The sequence below is a fragment of the Loktanella sp. DSM 29012 genome, from assembly GCF_900110705.1.
Classification (GTDB): domain Bacteria; phylum Pseudomonadota; class Alphaproteobacteria; order Rhodobacterales; family Rhodobacteraceae; genus Loktanella; species Loktanella gaetbuli.
Genome location: NZ_FOEJ01000007.1, coordinates 1 through 19,536, shown reverse-complemented (window position 1 = coordinate 19,536; position 19,536 = coordinate 1). Strand labels below are relative to the sequence as shown.

The window sequence follows — 19,536 nt, the reverse complement described above, 5'->3', positions numbered from 1 at the left end:
CACCCTTTGGAGCCATCCCATGACTGCTTTGACACCACACGTCGCGTCCCATGCTGCCAGCTATCGTGGATTGGTCGCGCGACGGATCGTGATCCTGACCGGCCTGACCGCACTTTTGCTGCTGTCGCTGGCGGTCGACGTCGCACTTGGGCCCGCGCGCTATTCCCTGAGCGAGGTATTGCACACGATCTTTGCCCCCGGTGCTGCCGACCTGCAGATGCGCGTTGTTGTCTGGGACATCCGCATGCCCATGGCGCTGCTGGCCGTCACCGTGGGGGCCAGCCTGTCGCTGGCGGGTGCGCAGATGCAGACGATCCTTGCCAATCCGCTGGCCAGCCCCTTCACCCTCGGCCTATCCGCTGCGGCAAGCTTCGGCGCGGCGCTGGCCATGGTGATGGGCGTATCTCTCTTTCCTGCGGCCATCGCGCTGATGGTTCCGCTCAACGCCTTCGCCATGGCGATGGCGGCGTCGCTGCTGATCTTTGGCCTGTCGACTCTGCGCGGCGTGACGACGGAAACCATCATCCTGCTGGGCATCGCGCTGGTCTTTTCCTTCAACGCGGCACTGGCACTCCTGCAATTCTTCGCCTCAGAGCAGGCGCTGTCGGCTGTGGTATTCTGGACCATGGGCAGCCTGACCAAGGCGACATGGGCCAAGGTTGCCGTCACGGCGGCGATCCTTGCGGTTTGCGCACCGCTCTTTGCCCGCCGCGCATGGGCGCTGACCGCGATCCGTCTGGGCGAAATCCGCGCGGCGGCGATGGGCGTGCCGGTCAAGCGCCTGCGGCTCGAAACGCTGTTTCTTGTATCGCTATTAGCCGCTATCCCAGTTTCCTTCGTTGGAACGATTGGCTTCATCGGCATTGTCGGCCCCCATATGGCACGATTGCTCTTGGGTGAAGATCAGAGGTTCTTCCTCCCCGGCGCGATGCTGTCGGGGGCATTGATCCTGTCCGCGACCTCGGTCCTGTCCAAAGCAATCCTGCCCGGTGCGGTGCTTCCCATCGGTATCATCACGGCCCTCGTTGGCGTGCCCTTCTTCGCCGCCCTCATCCTAACCAAAGGACGCAAATCATGGTAACGCTTGCACTGGACCAGATCGGCGCGCGCTATGGACGGCGCACGATTCTGACCGATGCCTCCACCCCTGACATCTCCGGCGGCAGCCTGACCGCGCTGGTTGGCGCAAACGCTGCGGGCAAGTCGACCCTGTTCCGCCGCATCGCGGGACAGTTGCGGGGCTCCGGTGCTATGCGCTTGTCGGGTGCCACAGCAGACGATCTGCGTTACATGCCGCAGGATACCGGCATGAGCGCGGCTTTGACTGTCTATGAATCCATCATCCTGGCACTCAAGCAGGGCGCCGGCGGCTGGCGGCTGTCCGCATCGGAACTGTCCGCCGTCGATGACGCGCTGCACCGCTTCGGTGTGGCCCATCTCGCAGAGCAGCAATTGCCGGAACTCTCCGGCGGCCAGCGGCAGGCGGTGTCAATCGCCCAGACACTTGTGACGCGCCCCAAGGTGGTCCTGATGGACGAACCGACTTCTGCCCTTGACCTTTACCGGCAGTATGAGATTTTAGACGCCCTAAACCGCTATGCGCGTGACACCGGGGCCGTCGTGGTTCTTGCGCTGCACGATCTCAACCAGGTGATGCGCGTTTGCACCACAGTGATGGCGCTTGCGCATGGCAGGATTATTGCGACCGGCCCCACGCTGGAAGTGCTGACGCCACAGATGATCAGCCAGCTTTACGGCATCGACAGCCGGGTCGAGCGCTGTTCGCGCGGTTGTCCCATCATGATCGTCGATGGGCCTGCGCAGCAGAATGCTGCGTAACTAAACGACATCGACGGACCCGCATCAGATAGCAGGGTCCTGTATCGGGCCACCTAGGCGTTTTAGACTAAAGTCCGGTTCGGGAGACTCGCGACAGGCTGAATGTCCGGCCCGTGCATCATGCTGCAGAACAGCGTTGGGCAAAGAGGGCTCGAAGCAGGCATGCGGCAACGCCGCGCGCCATACGGCTGACGCCAATGGCAACACCATCGCTTCCGGCCCAATCTGGACATTCGCCGTGTCGCCTATCGCCGCGGCGCAGCTTCAGCAAACCGGTCATCCGTGACATCGTGCAGCATGACCAGAAAGGCGAATGCAAATATGTAAGCCGACATTCGCTATCTCCCCCTCTCAGCCCGCTCCACCTCTGTGCGGTCTTGAGTCAGGTTTCATAATCAATAGATGACGGGAGCCGCGAGGGCGATGGCTGAGAGGAACACTTTGGGGCAGCGATCGTCGTAGGTGGGCGCGCCTCCAATCCTTACGAACCGCCCCTTTACCGGAGAGTTTCTGGTTCAATAGTTAGGCTGCTTTTTCGTCAGTGTTCAAGCTTGCGTAGGCCGAGCAAGTCCACTCTCAGGGGAGCAGGTTTCAATCAATACTTACCAACGATATTTACGAAGACACCGCGATCATCGTATGTCAAATCCGTCAGATCGTCCGAGAATCTGCTAAAGTTGTATCCGCCACCGACCTGCAAATTTTTGCCCAGCTGCTTGAATGCAGCGATCAAAACGCCGCCGCGCGTCACGTCGGCGGTTATTAGGTCCAACCGCCGCGCCTCTGCCAAGAGATCCCAATCATCAACCAGATGATAGCGCGCGCCGATCACGGTCAGCATGGCGTCATTCCGGGTAAAGGTGCCGCCCTGCACTGGCGCAAATTCACCACCGCGATAGCCTAATTTGCCCGACAGGGTCCAATATTGGTTCACGTCGTAGGATGCATCGACACTGCCAACATGGCTGCGCTGCACGGGGCCAAGCATATCCAACCCGTCCACGCGCTGACCAATCTGGTCATCCAGATAGCGATAGCGTGCCAGCATATTGAACCGGTCATCCTCGATGGGGCGCAAGGCGTAGCCAATTGACACGTCGGCGTAGTCCCCATTGCGGAACCCGGTTTCGGACCCACTGGATTGCACGGTATCTGCGCTGAACAGCACGCGCTGTGTCTCGTCGATCTTGTAGGCAAGATCAGCGGTTGCGACGACAGTGTCGGTGTCGCGCAGCGATCCTGCCTCGGACCCTTCTTCGCTGCGGTATTCCAACCGCCCTTTGGCCGATACGGCGTCAGTAGCATAGGACACGCCCAGCGACACGGCATAGCGGTCAAGCGTTTCTAAACCTTCGACATCGATCTCGCCTGTCTCGAAAGCCAGCGTCGTGCTGAATTTCTCGATCGGTGCGTAGGTCACGCCATAGGCTGAAATCAGCGAGGTCCGCTCGCCGAACATATCGTAGGTATTTTCGCCAAATACCGACACGGTCTGGGATAGGGTCCGGCGGCCACCAACGACGAACCGGCCCTTGTCGTCGCCGGTCAGATCAAGGCCATTCAGTTCACGACCTGGTTCCAGCGTATAGCCGATGTACTGTGTATCGCCCGCCGCGTCGGTATAGACCGCATAGGCCCGCGCACCCGCGCCAAGTGAGCCGTCGGACAGTTCACCCTCGAACCCCCAGCCGGTGCCAGTGCCAAGTTCCACGCCCAGACCGACACGGTCGTTATCCTCCAGCCCGTCGCGATCGACAGTCGTCTGACCAAAGACATACGCCGATCGTGCATTGTCAAAGGCATATGTCAGGCGTGCCGCCACATCGATGCGGCTGCCCTGTTCACCCAGCGCGTCGCGGTCGATCCGTTCAGCGCCCAGCGTATAGCTCAGACGGTCGTTCAGGGCTGTCGTGACGGCGGCCACGCCCTCTTTGTCGCTGTCGCCAGCCGCACTTTTATAACTGTCGTACGACAGGCGCAGCGCGGTCGCATCCGTCAGTTGCACGTCGGCCGACAGACCGAACAGGTCCTCATCACCGTTCAGCGCGGTGACCTGCGTGTCGAGGGATGAAAACCCTTCTTCGCGTTGTTCGACATAAGCGTTGATCTTGCCCTCTCGGGACAGGCCCAGATCAGTCAGATCAGCACTGCCCTCGACCCGGACTGACGTTCCCTGACCGCTGGCTGCATCCTGCGTATTCGTGGACAGGCCGCCATCAAAGGACAAAAGTGTATCAATCCCCTGCCCTTCGCTACGGGCCGCATCAAGCCGCAGATAGGACCGTTCGGTCAGCGCGAACAGCAGGTCGCCGCCGACCAGCGTATGGTCGCGGATACCGGTATCGTCGCGGGTGCCTGACAGACCGACCCGCAGGCCGGGCGCAACCCAGCGTTCAACGCGGACACCGCTGGCAAAGCCGTCGATATCGCCCAGCACGGGCACATATTCATACTGCGCAACCAGCAGCACGCGGTTTCGGCGTGGTCCGGTCGTGCCGCCGATGCCGTCGCCGGTACTACTGAGCAAAGGCTCTGAGAGGGTCACCAGACCCTGAATATAGTTGATGTCGTAATCAACGCCTGGTGTCAGTGCGCGGCTTTCGATGACGCGGTCGGACTGCGGGTCGCGAACCTGTACGAACAGTTGTTCGGTGCCACGCAACACATCCTGGTTGGCGAGAAAATAGACCGACCCGCCGGTGCCATTTAGCGCCTCACGGACGGGAATACTGTCGGGTTGGGCCGCATGAACCGTAGCGCGCCCGACCGGTGTGCCGAATGCGGTTTGGACCCGCGTTTCCACATGCGCCTGCGCACCGTAAAGCGTCCGGTCGTTGCGCACAAAGGCGTTGTCGCCCATTTCGGACACGAAATCCCCGAATTGAGCAAAATTGTTTTCCCGCGCGATACGGGCGTAAATCTTGCCCGAGGTCGGCGTCAAATCAAGAATTTCTGCATCATCGCCAAAGGTCGGATAGTAATCATCCGGATCGATCCGCAGCAGCAGCTGACGCGGATCTTTTTCATCCAGATCGCGCAACAGATCCTCCAGCGGGCCTTCGCCAGTATCGACAGAGGCAGTTATCTCATAGCCGCTGGCGGTACGCCCGTTGATGAACCCGGCAAGCCGTCCTACAGCATAGCTGTCTGAACTGCCATCGCGACCATCGGTGCGCAGTCCCAGCGTGACGTCGGCGGTGCCAACGGCGAACCAGTCGGCGGCGGGAATATCGATATCGCGCACCAGCTCTGTCGCTTGAACCGGTCCTGTGACAGTCACATCGATATCATAGCCGCCCTGCGGCAAGATCCGTTGAACAACGAAACGGCCAGAGGCATCGGGACGCACAGTCTGGCCCAGAACCTGCACGCGGCTACCGGGCATAACGTTCGCGCCGGATACTGTGACAGCGCCGCCAAAGACCGGAATGGCGCGCCGTGCGATGGTGTCGCGGCCTTCCTCGATGTCAGCGGCGCTTCCAGCGGGCAAATCCGTACCTAGCGGCTGTGGCTGTGTCTCATCAAACCGGCCCTGCGCGTCGTAGACACGGTGCACGACGGCATATTCGCCAGCATCAGGTGCCGTGTAGCTGACTTGACCGTTCGGGGTAACGGGCAGGCTGTCGATCAGGCGGGGGCCACCCAGCGCATCCAGTTGCACGATCCGCATTTCGGCCCGCGTGACATATGCCGGATAGTTCAGGGCAGAGCCCAGAAGATAGCTGTCAGGCGCGCTGCCCGGCACTTGTTCCAGATCCAGTCGCGGCTGCGCGCCAAGCCCGTCAAAGGTGACGCGGATATCCGCCTTGGCCAGAACGATATCGACCTTGCGCGCGACCTCGACCACCCGCGCATCACCCGCAACCGGCGCACCGTTCAGCGTGATCGAAAACCCGGTGCCCGGCAGCGCCGGTGCCTTTGGTGCGCAATTATCGGGGACCGGGACCGTGCCCACGGCGCAGGATTGCTGAGCCCAGACCCCCTGCCCCACGGCGGATATCGCCGTGGCGGTCAAAAGTACCATCAGGCTGCGGCGCGGGAACAGTGCTGTGATCATGGCGTATCTCATCTTATTGCCCCGCCTTAATCGCACGTTCGATGATCAGGCTGTAACCCGCAGACCCGTCCCAGAGCGACCGGATCAGATCGTCGACCGTATCCAGCCTGTCACCTGCTAGGCTTCGGCCTTCGCCATCGGTATAGTAGCTCAGTTGCAGCACCGACGGCACATTGCGAATTTGCGCCAGCACCGCTGCAATCCCGTCCGACAGCGCAGGCACCGGGGCCGTGCCGCCACCGACAAAGGCAGCCGCCGTCAGATCGATCCGTACGACATTGGCGATTGCGGCACCAAAGTTCATCTTCGCTACCGTGCCCGGTGTAAGACGGATGGTACGGGGGTTTTCGGTCGTCACGTTGTAACCAGTCGGCAATGTCCGCGTGTCCAGTTTCAGCGTAAAGTTCGACCCGATGTTTGCAGGCAGTTCCGCACAGGGCACAGAGAACCGGCCGTAGGCATCCGTGGTCAGGATAGTGCCGTTGACCGTCGACAGACGCACACCCGCCAGACCCGGCTCGCCACCCGGCAGAACCTCTTTGGGTGCTGTGAATTTCCCACCGTTATAGGTCTGGTCGGTGATGGCCGCCGTATCACCCGGGTTAAGGCCATCCTGATAGCCGTTCATGTTGCGGTCATCGAACACCTTGCCGATCACGTCGCCGCAATCAAACACCGCCTCTGGTCTGCGCACGATCACAGCCTCAGCCCGGTTCGAAATCAGCGCACCGGTATTGTCGAGGGCAAAGGCCGTGTTTGCCAGATCACCATCGCCACCCGTTACACGCGCTGACAGGGTCACGGTGATTGTCTCGTTCGGCCCCAGCGTGACATTGCGCCATTCCAAACGGGCACCGTCGATCACAGGTTCGGATTCGTCGCGCCCGTCAAACACGGCCGTGCCCGGCGTGTAGGACAGACCCGCAGGCAGGGCGTCGACAAACGTCAGGCCCGTCTCAAACGTGCGGTTCACATTGGTGAACGTCAGCGTATAGCCAACCGATCCACCCAAAAGTGCAGTCTGCGTATCCGCAACCTTGGTCACACGCACCTCTGCCGGTGGTGGCGCGGTCACGATAAAACTGCCAACGACAGCATTTTCCTCTGTATCGGACGTCACCTCGGCCCGGTTGGGTTGTTCAGGACCGCCGTCGGCAACATCGAGCACGACAGAAAACGCAACGATGCCCGTCACACCCGGTTCCAGCTGCACGTCACCCCGCAGGGTCTCTGTCTGCGATACCCCATCATAATCACGCGCGATGCCGCCAGAGCCCGTCATGCCGCGCGTCGTCAACCCAGAGACTGACACCACACGCGCAGGCGATGCAAAGGCGCGCAGATCATCGCGAACTTGTAGGTTCGTCTGCGTGATCGTCCCGGTGTTCTCCACCGCGATCTCGAAATCGTAGCGCAGCTCGGTCGGGCTGACACGCACCGGCACCGCTGCTGTTTTCGTCACTGCGATTGCGGATACACCCTCCAACAGCAGCACTGTCGGATCGACCTCTGGGTTGCCGTCGGTATCGTCATCATCGCGCGAGGCCCGCAGCAGGTTTTCCCCACCCGGCGTCGTCGCGCTGACATCTGCAAGGTTCTGCAGTCCACCGGCGTTGATGTCCGCCTGCGTTAGCACGTATCGGACCTCGTAAATATTGATCGCACCGACGTCCAGGCTGTCCTCTGCATCGCCGGCGGTCAGGACAATTGGCCCGGGGTCACGTGTGCTCTCGTCCAGCGCGGTCATGGTGTCAGTGACACTCAGATCGAACAGAGTGACGTTGCCGGTGTTCGTTGCGGTGATCTCGAAGATGACGGTGTCGCCGACGGCGGTGGCGGTCTGGGTGATGACCTTGGTCACGTCCAGCGCCGGGGTCGGCGCGATCAGTTGTACGGTGGGGTCATCGGCGGTGTTGCCGTCGCCGTCGATGCCGTTGTCAGAGACATCCGCAAGCGGGTCGCCGTCCGGTGTCTGTGTTGTCAGCGTCGCGGTGTTGCTCACCCCGCCTGCGTCGATGTCCGCCTGAGTCAGTGTATGCTCCAGCGTCCAGACGCGGGTGTCGCCCGGGGCCAGCGGTGTGCCCGCAACGGCCGGATCGGCCAGCACAGGGACGACACCCGTGATCGCCGTGCCGTCAAGCCGCGTGAACGTATCCGTCAGAACAGGATCGCTCAGCGTCACATTGCCAAGGTTCGTCGCCGTTAGCGTAAACACCAGCGTGTCATCCACAGCCGTACCGCCCTGCGTCAGAATCTTCTCAAGCTCCAGCGCCGGGGCAGGCGCAATCAACAGCTCCGTCGGATCGTCAACCGTGTTCCCGTCCGTGTCGTTGCCGTCGTCGGAGACGTCACTGACGGGCGTGCCGTTCGGGTCCTGCGTGGTTGCGGTGACACTGTTGGCAAGACCGCCTGCGTCGATATCCGCCTGCGTCAGGGTGTGGGTGACCTCGTAGACCCAAACTTCGGTCGGATCAAACCTGCCGTTGTCGGTGCCCACACTATCGGCCGTCCGCACGGCGGAGAGCTGTGGCGATACGGGCGTCGCAGCAGGGTCGAGACGGCGCAGATCCTCGGTCAGGGCTGGCGGGTCGAGGCTGACATTGCCGAGGTTCGTCACCTCAATGCGGTAGGTCAGGGCCTCACCCGGGATCAATTCCGCAGGTTGGGACGCGATGACTTTGGTCGTTTGCAGCTGTGGCGCAGCGGCGATCGCGAATGGCGTCGGGTCGTCACCGTCCCCCGCCCCGTTGTCGGACACCTCTGTTACCGGATCACCCAGCGGATCAGCCGCCGTTACGGTCACGCTGTTGGCAATCCCGCCTGCGTCGATATCGCTTTGCGTGAGCGTGTAGTTGACGGAATAGCTACGCACCTCACCGATTTCGAAAACACCGACGGCATCGTTGTCACCGCCCGTCAGGGCCAGCGCAGGTTGGCCCACCAACGCGTCGGTATTGATCTGGCGGACCTCGTCAGTCAGCACGGGTTCGCCCAAGGTCACGTTGCCCGTATTCGTCAGCGTGATCTGGAACTGGATTTCTGTGCCAGCCACAGCATTGGCGGGGGCCAGAGAAATGGTCTTTATCGCCACCATCTCTGGCCGCTGCGGATCAAGATCGACGCGCGCCCGCGCGATACCGACAGGCCCAGCATCACCACCCGGCAAGGTCGAGGTCAACCGGACCGTGTTGCGCACCGCATTGCCGGAATCGATGTCATCCTGCGTAATTGTGTAGGTCGCCGTCAGCGTTGCCTCTGCGCCCGGATCAAGCGAGGCGATCACCCCACCGTCGCTGACTGCCAGCGTTTGTACTCCAGCAGCGCTGGTCTGGAAATCAACCAGTGTTATGTCCGACAACGTCACATTGCCAGGGTTTTGCACACGGTAGGTGTAGATGATTTCGGTCCCGACGGTGGCATCGGCGATCACCGACGGTGTCTTGGTGATGGAGATGTCGGGATTGACCGTGGCCGTGATAGTCTCGGTTGCTTGTGCTGTCAGGGGCGAGCCGCCGTATTCGTTGGCGACAAGAACATCAGCTATGTTCGTGACAAAACCCGCGTCCAGATCGGTCTGGTCAACCGTATCGCTGCCACGACAAATCAGCACTTCACCGGGCTGCAGTCCTGCCACTGGCAGCGCGTCACAGGTCACGGTGGCGATGCGGTCGTCGCTGATCGCAGGCAGTTGGTTGATCGTGACATTGCCAAGGTTCGCGACCTCATAGACGTAGCTAAGGGTCTGGCCCGGCAGGTTGAACGTCGGTGACCCGTCAGAGGCGGTGACCTCTCCTGATCCGGTTTTGGACAGGCCGATGCGCGGCTCCGCTGCGGGGCCCGTGATGTCGGACTGACCGGTTTCAACCAGCTCTGGCGCGCCGGGATTGGCGGGTTGCGCGCGTCCGGTGGCGATGTTGGTGATTGCTCCGCGATCAATATCACCCTGCTGGACGGTGTAGACAAAGATACAAGACTTGTCGGTCGCACCGGGTGCGAGGGTCGTAATGGGGCAGGTGCCAGGCACCAGATCATCCGTCACGCTGATATTGTTCAACGTGATGTTGCCGCTGTTCGTAACCGTCACGCGGAACGTCAAAGGCTCGCCAACACTGTTGAAATCGTCCTGACCGCTGCCGCGTTCCAGCGCCTTGGCAACCTGCATCGCGGGCAGTGGCGATGCCACGGGATAGGTGGTGCTATCCGTGCCAGTGACGGGCGTACCTTGTGTCGTCGTTGCGGCTGCGTTGGCGGTGTTGGCAATCGGATCACCTGCGTCGACATCCGCCTGCGTGACGTTATAGCTGCCCGTGCAGGTCAGCGCCTCGGTCGGGGCGAGCGTGACGGGGGCCGCAATATCGCAGGTCAATGCGCCAACGAATGGATCGGTGACGCGCACATCGGTCAGCGTCTGTGGACCGTCGTTTTGCGAAACGATGGTGAACTGAATCACATCACCTGCGTCGGCGTCCTGACCTGCGTCAGTCAGATTTTCGGCTGTCTTAGTCACAACCAGCACGGCTACCGAGCCCGCCTCAATCGCGACCCGATCGACGGGGGACTCGACCACCTCGCCCGCAAATTCGGACCGGGCAAAAGCATTGTTGATGACAAAACCGCGTGTGAACCCCGGACGGAGCGCATCAATATCGGACTGCTGCACGGTGTAACTGCCAGTACAGGTGATGTCGTCACCCGGATTTAGCGGGTTGGCCCCGTCCACCACTGGGCAGACGATGGGCGTCGTGATCTTGTCGTCAACAATCTCGACAGGCTGCACAAAGGCAGGCGGGATCGGACCGCTAGAGGTATTGGTCACCAGGAATTCGTAATTGATGACATCGCCCGCCTGCGTGAACGCGCCATTCGTGGCCGTTTTCGCGATCGACAAGGTTGGCTCTGCGCCGATCGGGATCGTCAGCGACTGCGGGTCGGAGGTGGTCACACCGTTGCTGGCGCGGGCACTGTTGGTCACACTGCCTGCGTTCACATCGTTAACCGTAACGGTGTAGGTCGCGGTACAAAAGGTGCTGTCGCCCGGTGCCAGATCATTCAGACCGCAATCAATCGGACCCGCAATTTTATTGTCGGTGATCGTGATCGGACCAGTGATCGTCGTATTGCCGGTATTGGCCACATCAAACCGGTAGGTCGCGATTTGCCCCGGGGAAAAGATCGCAAGGCTATCCAGCGTTTTGACGATCGTCAGATCTGGGCGCTGCACAGCGTTGACGGTTTCTGTGCCTGGCACCTGAGTGACGACGGCGGCACCGTCGAACTGCGTCGCCGCATCAGCGTTGTTGGCAAAGAACCCGCGGTCCACATCCGCTTGTGTCGGGGCGTAGGGCAGCTCGCAAGTGACAGTGCCGCCGGGCGCAACCGGGGCCGTCGTACAGGTCAGCGGCGTCGCAGAAATCAGCGGATCACTGACAGTGATCGGGTTTGTCGTGGTCACATTGCCGGTGTTCTCGACGATGAACTCGTAGACCAGGTTGTTAGGGTTTGCCGGATCAGCCAGATCGCCCGGCGCGTCAAAGCTGGTGGCCGTGCCCGGCTTCACCCGTTTGGTGATCGCAAGCGCTGGCAGCTGGTTGGCCGTCACGGTGACGGTTTCAGTATTTGACGACACGGCAGCCACACCGATCGGATAGGTCGCTGATGTCGTGACCGGTTGGTTGATCGATGCGGTGGCCACGTTCACGATTTCACCGGCATCAAGGTCCGACTGATCGACCGTATCGGTGGCGGTACACAGCAGATCATCGCCCGGTAACAGACCGCCAACAGGCAGCGAGGGACAGGTGACAGCGACCTGATCGTCAGACACCCGGATCGGCGCAGTCAGCGTGATGTTGCCGTCGTTGGTGACAAGGTAGTCGTAGCTCACGCTCTGGCCAAGTGTATCAAACCCGGCCCCCGCTGTCGCCGTTTTCACCATGGATAGAACGGGCAGCTGGTCAGGCCCCTGCAACGTGACGGTGTCAGACGCTGTCACAGGGGCCCCTGCCCCGCGTGTTGTCCGACCTGTCGCTGTCGCCGTGTTTTCCAACGTGCCTGCGTCGACATCCGCCTGCACCACGGTATAGGTATCGGTCAGCGGCGCGCCATCTGCGCAGAGGGTTGTTTGCGCACCAGCCGCCAGATCGGGCAAGGCACAGGTGAAACCTGTGAGCCCATCGACAAGGCTCAGCCCCGTCAGCGTGACATTCCCCGTGTTGGCTACGGTAAAGCTGTAGCTTTCGGTGGCAGGCAGGTTGTCAAAGCTGCCGGTGGCATCGTCCTCAACCTTGGTCACTGTCAACGCGGGCGCTTCGGCCGGGCCCGTCACCACGACCGTATCAGCGCCAGAGATCGGCGCGCCGTCCACACCGGACCCGGTAAAGCTGGCGTTGTTTTCGATCTGGCCAGCGTCCACGTCCGCAGGCTGCACCGTATAGCTGCCACGGCAGCTGTTATCGGTCGCACCGGGGGCAACGCTTGTAATCTCGCAGGAATAGGTCGCACCCAGCAGCGGGTCGACGATGGTGATATTGGTCAGCGTAACGTTGCCCGTGTTTTCAAAGCTGAACGTGAAATCAACGATCTCACCGACGGCGGCAAAGCTCGCCGGGGCGGTTTTTTCGAACACAAATGTCGCCACTCGTCCGTCAGCGGTAGCGGTCGCACTGGCGGGCGCATCGACCGCGCCGGGCGCCGATGCGACAGCGTCGTTTGTATAGCTGCCAGCGTCGAAATCAGCCTGCAACAGCACCCGCGACGCGGCGCAGGTGGTCGTGTCCACAGCACCGGGGGCCAGCGTTGCGATGCTACAGGTATAGCCCAGATCGGGGTCCACGACCGATATATTGTCCAACGTAAGATTGCCGGTGTTTTCAACGGCAAAAACATAGTCAGCGGTCTGACCTGCGGCGGTAAAGGTCGCGTCACCCGTTTCCTGAACAGTGACAGATTTGGTCAGCGTCAGCGCGCGGATGGCGGCGGCAGGATCAATTGCGGTCGTTTCCTGCGCTGTCTGGGACACGGTCCCTGCGGCTTGTGTCGATGCGATCGCGGATACAGTATTCAACACCTCTTCGGCGTCCAGATCGGCCTGCGTCACCGGATAGCTGCCAGTACATTGCACGTTGCCGCCGGGGGCAATCGTCCCGGTCTCATTCGATGTCGCAGAGCCCACACAGGTGATCGCCACGATCTTGGGATCCGTCAGAACGACATTCGTTAGCGTCAGAACCGACGTGTTCGTGACGACGAAGTCATAGTTGATCAGATCACCAACCGCCGCAAAGTCGTTGGTCGCCGTTTTGGTCAGGGTAAAGCTGGGTTCGACAGCTGCATTCAGCGGCACAGTCGCCGAGGCAGGCGGCACGACCTGCGTTTCCTCATCGGCGTCGCCATCGTTATAGACCAGCGTCAGATTTGCCGTGTTGGTATAGCTGCCAGCATCGACATCTGCCTGGGTCACGGTCCGGCGCACGGTGCAAGTAAAGCTCGTTTGTCCGCCACCGTTAGCCCCAACCGGGCTGATACGATTGGGAAGATTACAGTTACCGACCAGAGTAACACCCGGATCGTCAAAGACGAACAGGTCACGGCTTTGTCCACCAGATCCACCCGAAAAGATCGAGGTGCCGTCCGTTGGCGCCTTGGGGAAGATTGTGGTGTCACCCGTATTGGTGAACGTCAGTTGAAAATCAACGTTTTCCCCAATGGATGCGTAATCTGCATCAATTGCCGTTTTTTCCAAAAGGAAATCGAACGTACCTTCTTGCGGGATGATCGCGGAATCGGTGTTCGAATTTGTGCCGTCGCCGCCTGTCGCAAAGGCATTGTTGCGCACCTGCTGTGCAACCAGATCAGCCTCGGTCACCTGATAATCGGCTGTACATTGTGCGGCGGCGCCAACGGCAATGGCATTGGTGGTGCAGGTAAAGGTGTTGGGGGTCAGGCGGTCGTCGGTCACCGTGATCGGGCCAGGTATCGTGACATTGCCCGAGTTGGTCACATCGTAGGTATAGGTGACCAGTGGCTCGCCTGCGAATTGAAGTGGCGTGACCGACGGCGCGGTCTTCACAATCGCCAACGATGGGTTCCGCTCGCCGGTGACGGTCAGGCTTTGGGGGTCGGACAGGACTTGCGCGCTACCCACACCTGCGGGGGCGGTGGCCTCTGCTGTGGCGGTGTTCGAAACGGCTCCGGCGTCCAGATCAGCCTGAGTGACGGAGTAGTCTGCTGTACAGGTCAGCGTGCCGCCCGGTGCAATCGGGCCTGCGGGGCATGTCACAGCAACGGGCGTCACCGCAGGTGCCGTTGTCGCGTCGTCAACCAGCGGCGCCGTCAGCGTCACGGTGCCCGTGTTGGTCAGAATAAAATCATAGCTCAGCACCTGACCGGGTGCGGTGAATGACGTGGGCGAGCTGGCAGAGAGCGCCTTGGTCAGTGTCAGTTCAGTGGTCACAACAGCATTGACTGTCACGTCATCGGCCGCGCTGGCGGTCTGCCCGGCAACGGTAATGCTGGCTGTCGCCTCGTTCGGGCGCGTGCCATTATCCAGATCAGACTGAAGGATCGTGTAGCTCGCCTCGCAAACGACCGTGCCACCGGGTGCCACTACACCTGACGGACAGGTCGCCCCGCCTGTCAACGTATCCGTCACAGTGGGAGGTCCCGGCCATGTGACCGTGCCGGTGTTGTTAATCGTAAAGCGATAGTCGATCATGTCGCCGACGGCGTCATAGGTCGATTGCAACGCTGATTTCACCAGCGTCAGATCAACTACCGCAACTTGACCAAGTAAGGATTCTGACGCGGTGGCCGTGATGGCGGCACCGCCCGGCGGCGTCGCGCGAACCGTTGCGGTATTTTGGAGCGGGTCACCGTCATTGTTGAACGCATCAACGTCCGCCTGTTTGACCGTATAGGTCACAGTACAGCTGGCCGCGTTCGTTGTGTTATCTGCGGATAGCGGCAGAAGCGTCGGGAATTCGCATGTCTGCCCCGGTGTCTTGGGGTCGGTGATCAGCAAATTGCGCAGGGTCGTGTTGCCCGTATTGCGCGCTGTCAGAGTGTAGGTCACCTGCGACCCGACCGGACCAAACGGATCTGGCGCGCCAACCTTTTCCAGCGTGATTGCGTTATTCTGGGCGGGCCCGGTCGTCGTCGCGGTATCGCTGACCGCGCCCAATTGACCGAATTCAGGCGTGCCGTTCGCGGTCGCGATATTGGTGACTGTGCCAGCGTCGATATCGGCCTGGGTGATTGTGTAGGTGCCCGTACAGGTCAGCTCGTTTGCGGCGGGATCGTTGCCACGCGTTCGGCGCAAAGAGTTCTGCGGCGGCGCAGGACAGACCACGTTCGGGATACGGTCATCCTGAACCGTAATGTCGTCGATATCGACCGACCCGATGTTGCGCACCACATAGGTGTAATCGATGACGTCGCCGACCTGGCTGTAGGTCACATCGGCGGGATCAATCGTTTTTTCGAATTCATACCCCGGCGCGACGGTCCGTAGGTCCTCTCGCGGCAAGGATGCGCCAAAGGTGAAGTTCCAGAAGTTGTCATTGGGATCACGGTCAAAGACCTGCGACAGCGTCTGGTTCGTTTGCAGGATATTCGCCAGAAGCGCCGCGTTTGTGCTGGAAAACCACCCTGTATCAAATGTCTCGTTGCCAAAGCCCTGCTGCTGGCCAAAGCTGGTTGTGCCCGCCTCGTTTGTGCTTTGGGTGGTGACATTCGACCAATTGCCGACATTGAAGCCATTGAGGATCAGAAAGATGTCGTTGCGATCAAATCCGCCGACTTGGGTGTCGCCGTCAAAGGCTGAAAATCGGATATCAACACGGGCGATGGCACCACCGAAATATCCGCTGCAATCGCGGAATCCACAGTCGAGCGCGATGGGATCGTTGATAGTAAACGGGTTGCCACGAAACCGCGCAGGATTGCCGTCATTCTGGAAACCAACAAACGCCCCGTCCGGATTTGAAAACTGGTAATAGATGTTGCCGTTGACGCCCGTCATCACGATGGCCACGCCGCCGGCCTCTGGGTATTCGGCCGGAAGCTGCACACCTGTGCCTGGTACTGTCATTGTAAAGGGTGTCGCGGCGGCGATCGTTGGCACAAAAAACAGCAGAGACAAAAGCAGCAGCGCAATCATCCGGCTAACAAGCACAAACAGATCCGCCTTGCGGTTTTCCAACATTGATACTGATCCGTTACCTGTAGAACTCCGGCGGTGCGCACCGCCATCAACGCCGCTCTTGCATTGGGGTGCTCTTGAAATGGCACCTGACGAAGGCAGTAGCGCAAAAAATTGTGTCTGGCTCAATCAAAAACCCACAACGTGAAATTTGCTGTTTCCTTTTGGCAACGCCATGCTTTGCCTTAGGTGTTCAGTCCGGGCATTCGGTGGATCGGATCGACGATGAATCTGTCTGGCTCTGACTTCCAGATTTTGCAGATGTATTCGCAGGGCGTGAGCCCGCTGAGGGTCTTGAGCCGGCGAGTAAGTTTTAGGCTGCCATGAAGTCTGCGAGGTGTGTGCAGCTGATCATAGCTGTCGTAGTGATAGCGTTTGACGGTTGCGTCCTTAATTGTGCGGTTCATTCTTTCGACCTGACCGTTGGTCCACGGGTGGTTGGGCTTGGTGAGCCTATGCTCAATCTCATTTGCCTCGCAGATCATGTCGAACCGCATCTACCTGGATGATGCGGTATTGCGGTTGCGGGTATGCTCGGCGAACTCGATCGCGTTGTCCGTCAGGATCGTATGGATGCGGTAGGAAACGATGAGCATTTGGTTATGGTCACGGACCATGATGTATTTGGCCAAGAGGTCACGTTTGCGCTTTCCTGTGCCGATCTCAACACGTCATTCGTCGTATCCTGCGATGTCCGCGAGAAACTTATCAGTCGCATGCAAGGTCTTAAACGAACCGTTGTTAAAGTTTTCCCCGAGGCCGAAACCGTCGAAGCCCTGTGAGCTCATCCGCAAATCGAAAGCGCCTGAGATACCGTACGAGAAAGAGGATGGGAGGTCGTATGGCATCGAGACCGTTTCCCGGGGGGGCGATTACCCACTTCGTCGAAGAGGACGCAGTGGAGCCAGAGCCGACCTGCGGCGACGCAGTAAGCCGAATGCCCGGCGGGCCTATGCGAAGGTTGAGGTGCCCCTAGGTTCCTAGACGCCTGCCATGTTCATTTTCTGTTGTTTCATTTCATAGTCAATCGGCGACACCCACTCTACGCGGCGCATGAAAGTCGCGCAGATTTACCGGAAGACCGGCAACCTGCGGGCGGTGCAACTCCTCCTTGGAAACACAAAGATGGATAGCACGGTGCGTTACTTGGGTGTTGAGCTGGAAGGTGCGCTCGCGATCGCCGAAGCGGTGGAAATCTGAACAGGGCGGGCCGGCTGTCGCGGCCGGCCCACAGCTGCCGTTTAGGGAAAGGTCCAACGCAGCGTCGCAGCATCACCAGACCTGCCATTCGATGCGCCAGGAATGGTGAAAGAGCTCGGCTCTAGGCAGCTAACTAGAGATTCCCATTGGTAGCCATACACCTTATGTTATGCAGACCTTTTTTACACCTCGAGTTATCCGATGCCGTTCAACCTGAACTTCCCTGCTCAAAACGCCGAGATCTCGCAGCTCCAACTCGAGCCCGGTCAAATGCTATTCGTTCTTGGTGCGAACGGTACCGGAAAGTCGAGTTTGATGCACCACTTCGCGAGCCAAAATCGGAATAACGTTAGGAAAATTTCGGCGCACCGCCAGACATGGATGAACACAGACGCGTTGGACATGACGCCTGCCAAGAAGGTCCAAACTGAGCAAAGCATCAAGAACACGGACCAGGCACAAGAAGCCCGTTACCGAGATCATTATGCCGCACAGCGCGCTAGCATGACGATATATGAATTGATAGACGCAGAAAACGTCCGCGCGCGTTCAATGCAAGCCGCCTACGATGCCGGAGACATGGGCCGTTTGGCGGAAGCTGCCAAGGTGGAAGCGCCTATCGCAATCATTAACGAATTGCTTAAGCAGTCGAATATCCCGATTATAATCAGTATCCAGAAAAACGAGCGCGTGATGGCGAGCAAGGACGGCGGGCCCGAATACAGCGCGGCAGAGCTTTCAGACGGCGAACGCAATGCATTGCTTATTGCAGGTAACGTCTTGACTGCTCCACCTGGAACACTTCTGATTATCGACGAACCCGAGCGACATCTGCACCGCTCAATCATCTCCCCGCTCCTAAGCCAACTCTTTGAACGGCGATCCGACTGTGGCTTCGTTATCTCAACCCACGACCATGATCTACCCTTAGAGGTTACGGGCGCGAGGACGCTGTTGCCACGGTCGTGCAACTTCGACGGTCAAAACGTCCAAGGCTGGGAGGCAGATGAACTTCCCGCAGAGACGCCGATTGACGACATCCTAAAACGCGACCTTCTTGGCGCGCGCCGGAAAATACTGTTCGTTGAAGGAACCGAGAGCAGCTTGGACAAGCCCCTATACAGCCTGATCTTCCCTATGGTTTCTGTTATCCCCAAAGGAAATTGCCGCGATGTTGAGCAGGCTGTCGTCGGGAGTCGAGCGGGAGAAGGCTTCCACTGGTTGCGGGCGTTCGGAATCGCTGATGGCGATGGCTACTCGCCAGATCAAATCAAAGTCAAACGTCAAAAAGGTACTCACGCACTTCCGTTTTATTCGGTCGAGGCGATCTATTTTCATCCGCATATCATCAGGGGGATCGCTGCGCGCCAAGCGAACGTATCCGGTGATGATCCAACCATAATAGCCGAGAGAGCGTTGAATGCCGGCGTTGCTGCTATTGCCGATCACACAGACCGTCTAAGTCAGAAGGTAGCCAAGAAAGCGGTCAGGAAGTTGATCTTGGACCAGCTACCAAATGACGATGATCTAATGGATGGCCAAACAATCACGATTGCCAACGACGCCCAAGCAATCCACGCGGCACGAAAGGTGGAGCTTGATGCTGCGGTGGCAGACAACGACTGGGAGACGATACTCACCAAATGTCCAGTTCGGGAATCCGCCGCGCTGGCCGACATCTCAGGCAAACTCGGTTTCCGAAGGATCGAGGACTACGAGAAAGCGGTTCGCCGCCTATTGTCACAAGACAATGATGCATTGGCGTTCGTACGAGGTCTCTTTGGTAACCTTTTTGATCAATTGGATAGGTGAAGATTGGCGGAAACAGGGTTCCGGAAAGAGCGGCTAATTACAGATCACGTCATTTCGAGCCGAGCGCAACTACGTTGCTATGGACTCAAGATGGACCTGCAGAGCAGCGGAATGGTGCCACAATTAGTTTACAGGCCGCTGAAAAAGGATTTTGAACAGCTGTTCTCGTGGTGCTGATCGATGCCGGTCACAAGAGGTTTTCATCAGCTCGACGAAAGAGCGGAAAAATCGCCCTGTTTTGCCGGTGTCGTGGGCTGCGCCTGACTTTTTCAGCGGCCAGTTAAAGCTGAACGTCTGGTTCGGTTCAGCCTGCGCGGGTGCTTCGCGACCGCAGATGACCTGCTCCCCAGAGAGTCCTCATTTATGAGTTAGCTCTGTTCAGGTTTTGGTCTTCGTTTGACCGGTTAGCATATTCGCGCGGTGTCAGGCC

At 59.5% G+C, this 19,536-nt stretch carries 6 protein-coding genes and 3 pseudogenes; 5 read left to right on the top strand and 4 right to left on the bottom strand.

The features are described from left to right. Positions 1-19 precede the first annotated feature (19 nt). Positions 20-1,081, top strand: coding sequence for a FecCD family ABC transporter permease (locus tag BMX27_RS14550; RefSeq protein WP_090160754.1), 1,062 nt, complete (start codon positions 20-22; stop codon positions 1,079-1,081). Next, positions 1,075-1,839 carry an ABC transporter ATP-binding protein gene (locus BMX27_RS14545; RefSeq protein WP_090160752.1) on the top strand — a complete coding sequence of 255 codons (765 nt, stop codon included), beginning with the start codon at positions 1,075-1,077 and terminating at the stop codon, positions 1,837-1,839. The genes BMX27_RS14550 and BMX27_RS14545 overlap by 7 nt, the downstream gene beginning before the upstream one ends. 395 nt (positions 1,840-2,234) lie before the next feature. Here the strand turns inward: BMX27_RS14545 and BMX27_RS17140 are convergent. The 4 genes and pseudogenes from BMX27_RS17140 to BMX27_RS14530 form a co-directional block, all read right to left on the bottom strand. After that, positions 2,235-2,322: pseudogene (locus BMX27_RS17140) on the bottom strand (IS5/IS1182 family transposase); the annotation flags it as partial. 112 nt (positions 2,323-2,434) lie between these two features. Then, entirely contained in the window at positions 2,435-5,896 is a 3,462-nt protein-coding gene (locus tag BMX27_RS14540) for a TonB-dependent receptor (RefSeq protein ID WP_090160749.1), read from the bottom strand. A 13-nt stretch (positions 5,897-5,909) separates the two neighbouring features. Then, positions 5,910-16,097 carry a beta strand repeat-containing protein gene (locus tag BMX27_RS14535; protein WP_090160748.1) on the bottom strand — a complete coding sequence of 3,396 codons (10,188 nt, stop codon included), beginning with the start codon at positions 16,095-16,097 and terminating at the stop codon, positions 5,910-5,912. A gap of 182 nt (positions 16,098-16,279) precedes the next feature. After that, positions 16,280-16,564: pseudogene (locus BMX27_RS14530) on the bottom strand (integrase core domain-containing protein); the annotation flags it as partial. Positions 16,565-16,624: 60 nt separating this feature from the next. On the opposite strand from BMX27_RS14530, the gene BMX27_RS16910 reads away from it, so the two are divergent. The 3 genes and pseudogenes from BMX27_RS16910 to BMX27_RS14520 all read left to right on the top strand — a co-directional run bounded on the left by BMX27_RS16910 (position 16,625) and on the right by BMX27_RS14520 (position 19,106). Continuing rightward, on the top strand, positions 16,625-16,876 hold the full coding sequence (locus BMX27_RS16910) for a hypothetical protein (protein WP_177172739.1): 252 nt from the start codon (positions 16,625-16,627) through the stop codon (positions 16,874-16,876). Positions 16,877-17,129: 253 nt separating this feature from the next. Further along, positions 17,130-17,294: pseudogene (locus BMX27_RS14525) on the top strand (integrase); the annotation flags it as partial. Between the two features lie 201 nt (positions 17,295-17,495). Next, positions 17,496-19,106, top strand: a complete 1,611-nt coding sequence (locus BMX27_RS14520) for an AAA family ATPase (protein ID WP_090160746.1) — start codon at positions 17,496-17,498, stop codon at positions 19,104-19,106. Positions 19,107-19,536: the final 430 nt, after the last annotated feature.

Excerpts from the sequence above, each read along its gene's own strand:
- BMX27_RS14535 (WP_090160748.1), bottom strand. The coding sequence starts at position 16,097 with ATGTTGGAAAACCGCAAGGCGGATCTGTTTGTGCTTGTTAGCCGGATG.
- BMX27_RS14520 (WP_090160746.1), top strand. The coding sequence starts at position 17,496 with ATGCCGTTCAACCTGAACTTCCCTGCTCAAAACGCCGAGATCTCGCAG.
- BMX27_RS16910 (WP_177172739.1), top strand. The coding sequence starts at position 16,625 with ATGCTCGGCGAACTCGATCGCGTTGTCCGTCAGGATCGTATGGATGCG.
- BMX27_RS14540 (WP_090160749.1), bottom strand. The coding sequence starts at position 5,896 with ATGATCACAGCACTGTTCCCGCGCCGCAGCCTGATGGTACTTTTGACC.
- BMX27_RS14545 (WP_090160752.1), top strand. The coding sequence starts at position 1,075 with ATGGTAACGCTTGCACTGGACCAGATCGGCGCGCGCTATGGACGGCGC.
- BMX27_RS14550 (WP_090160754.1), top strand. The coding sequence starts at position 20 with ATGACTGCTTTGACACCACACGTCGCGTCCCATGCTGCCAGCTATCGT.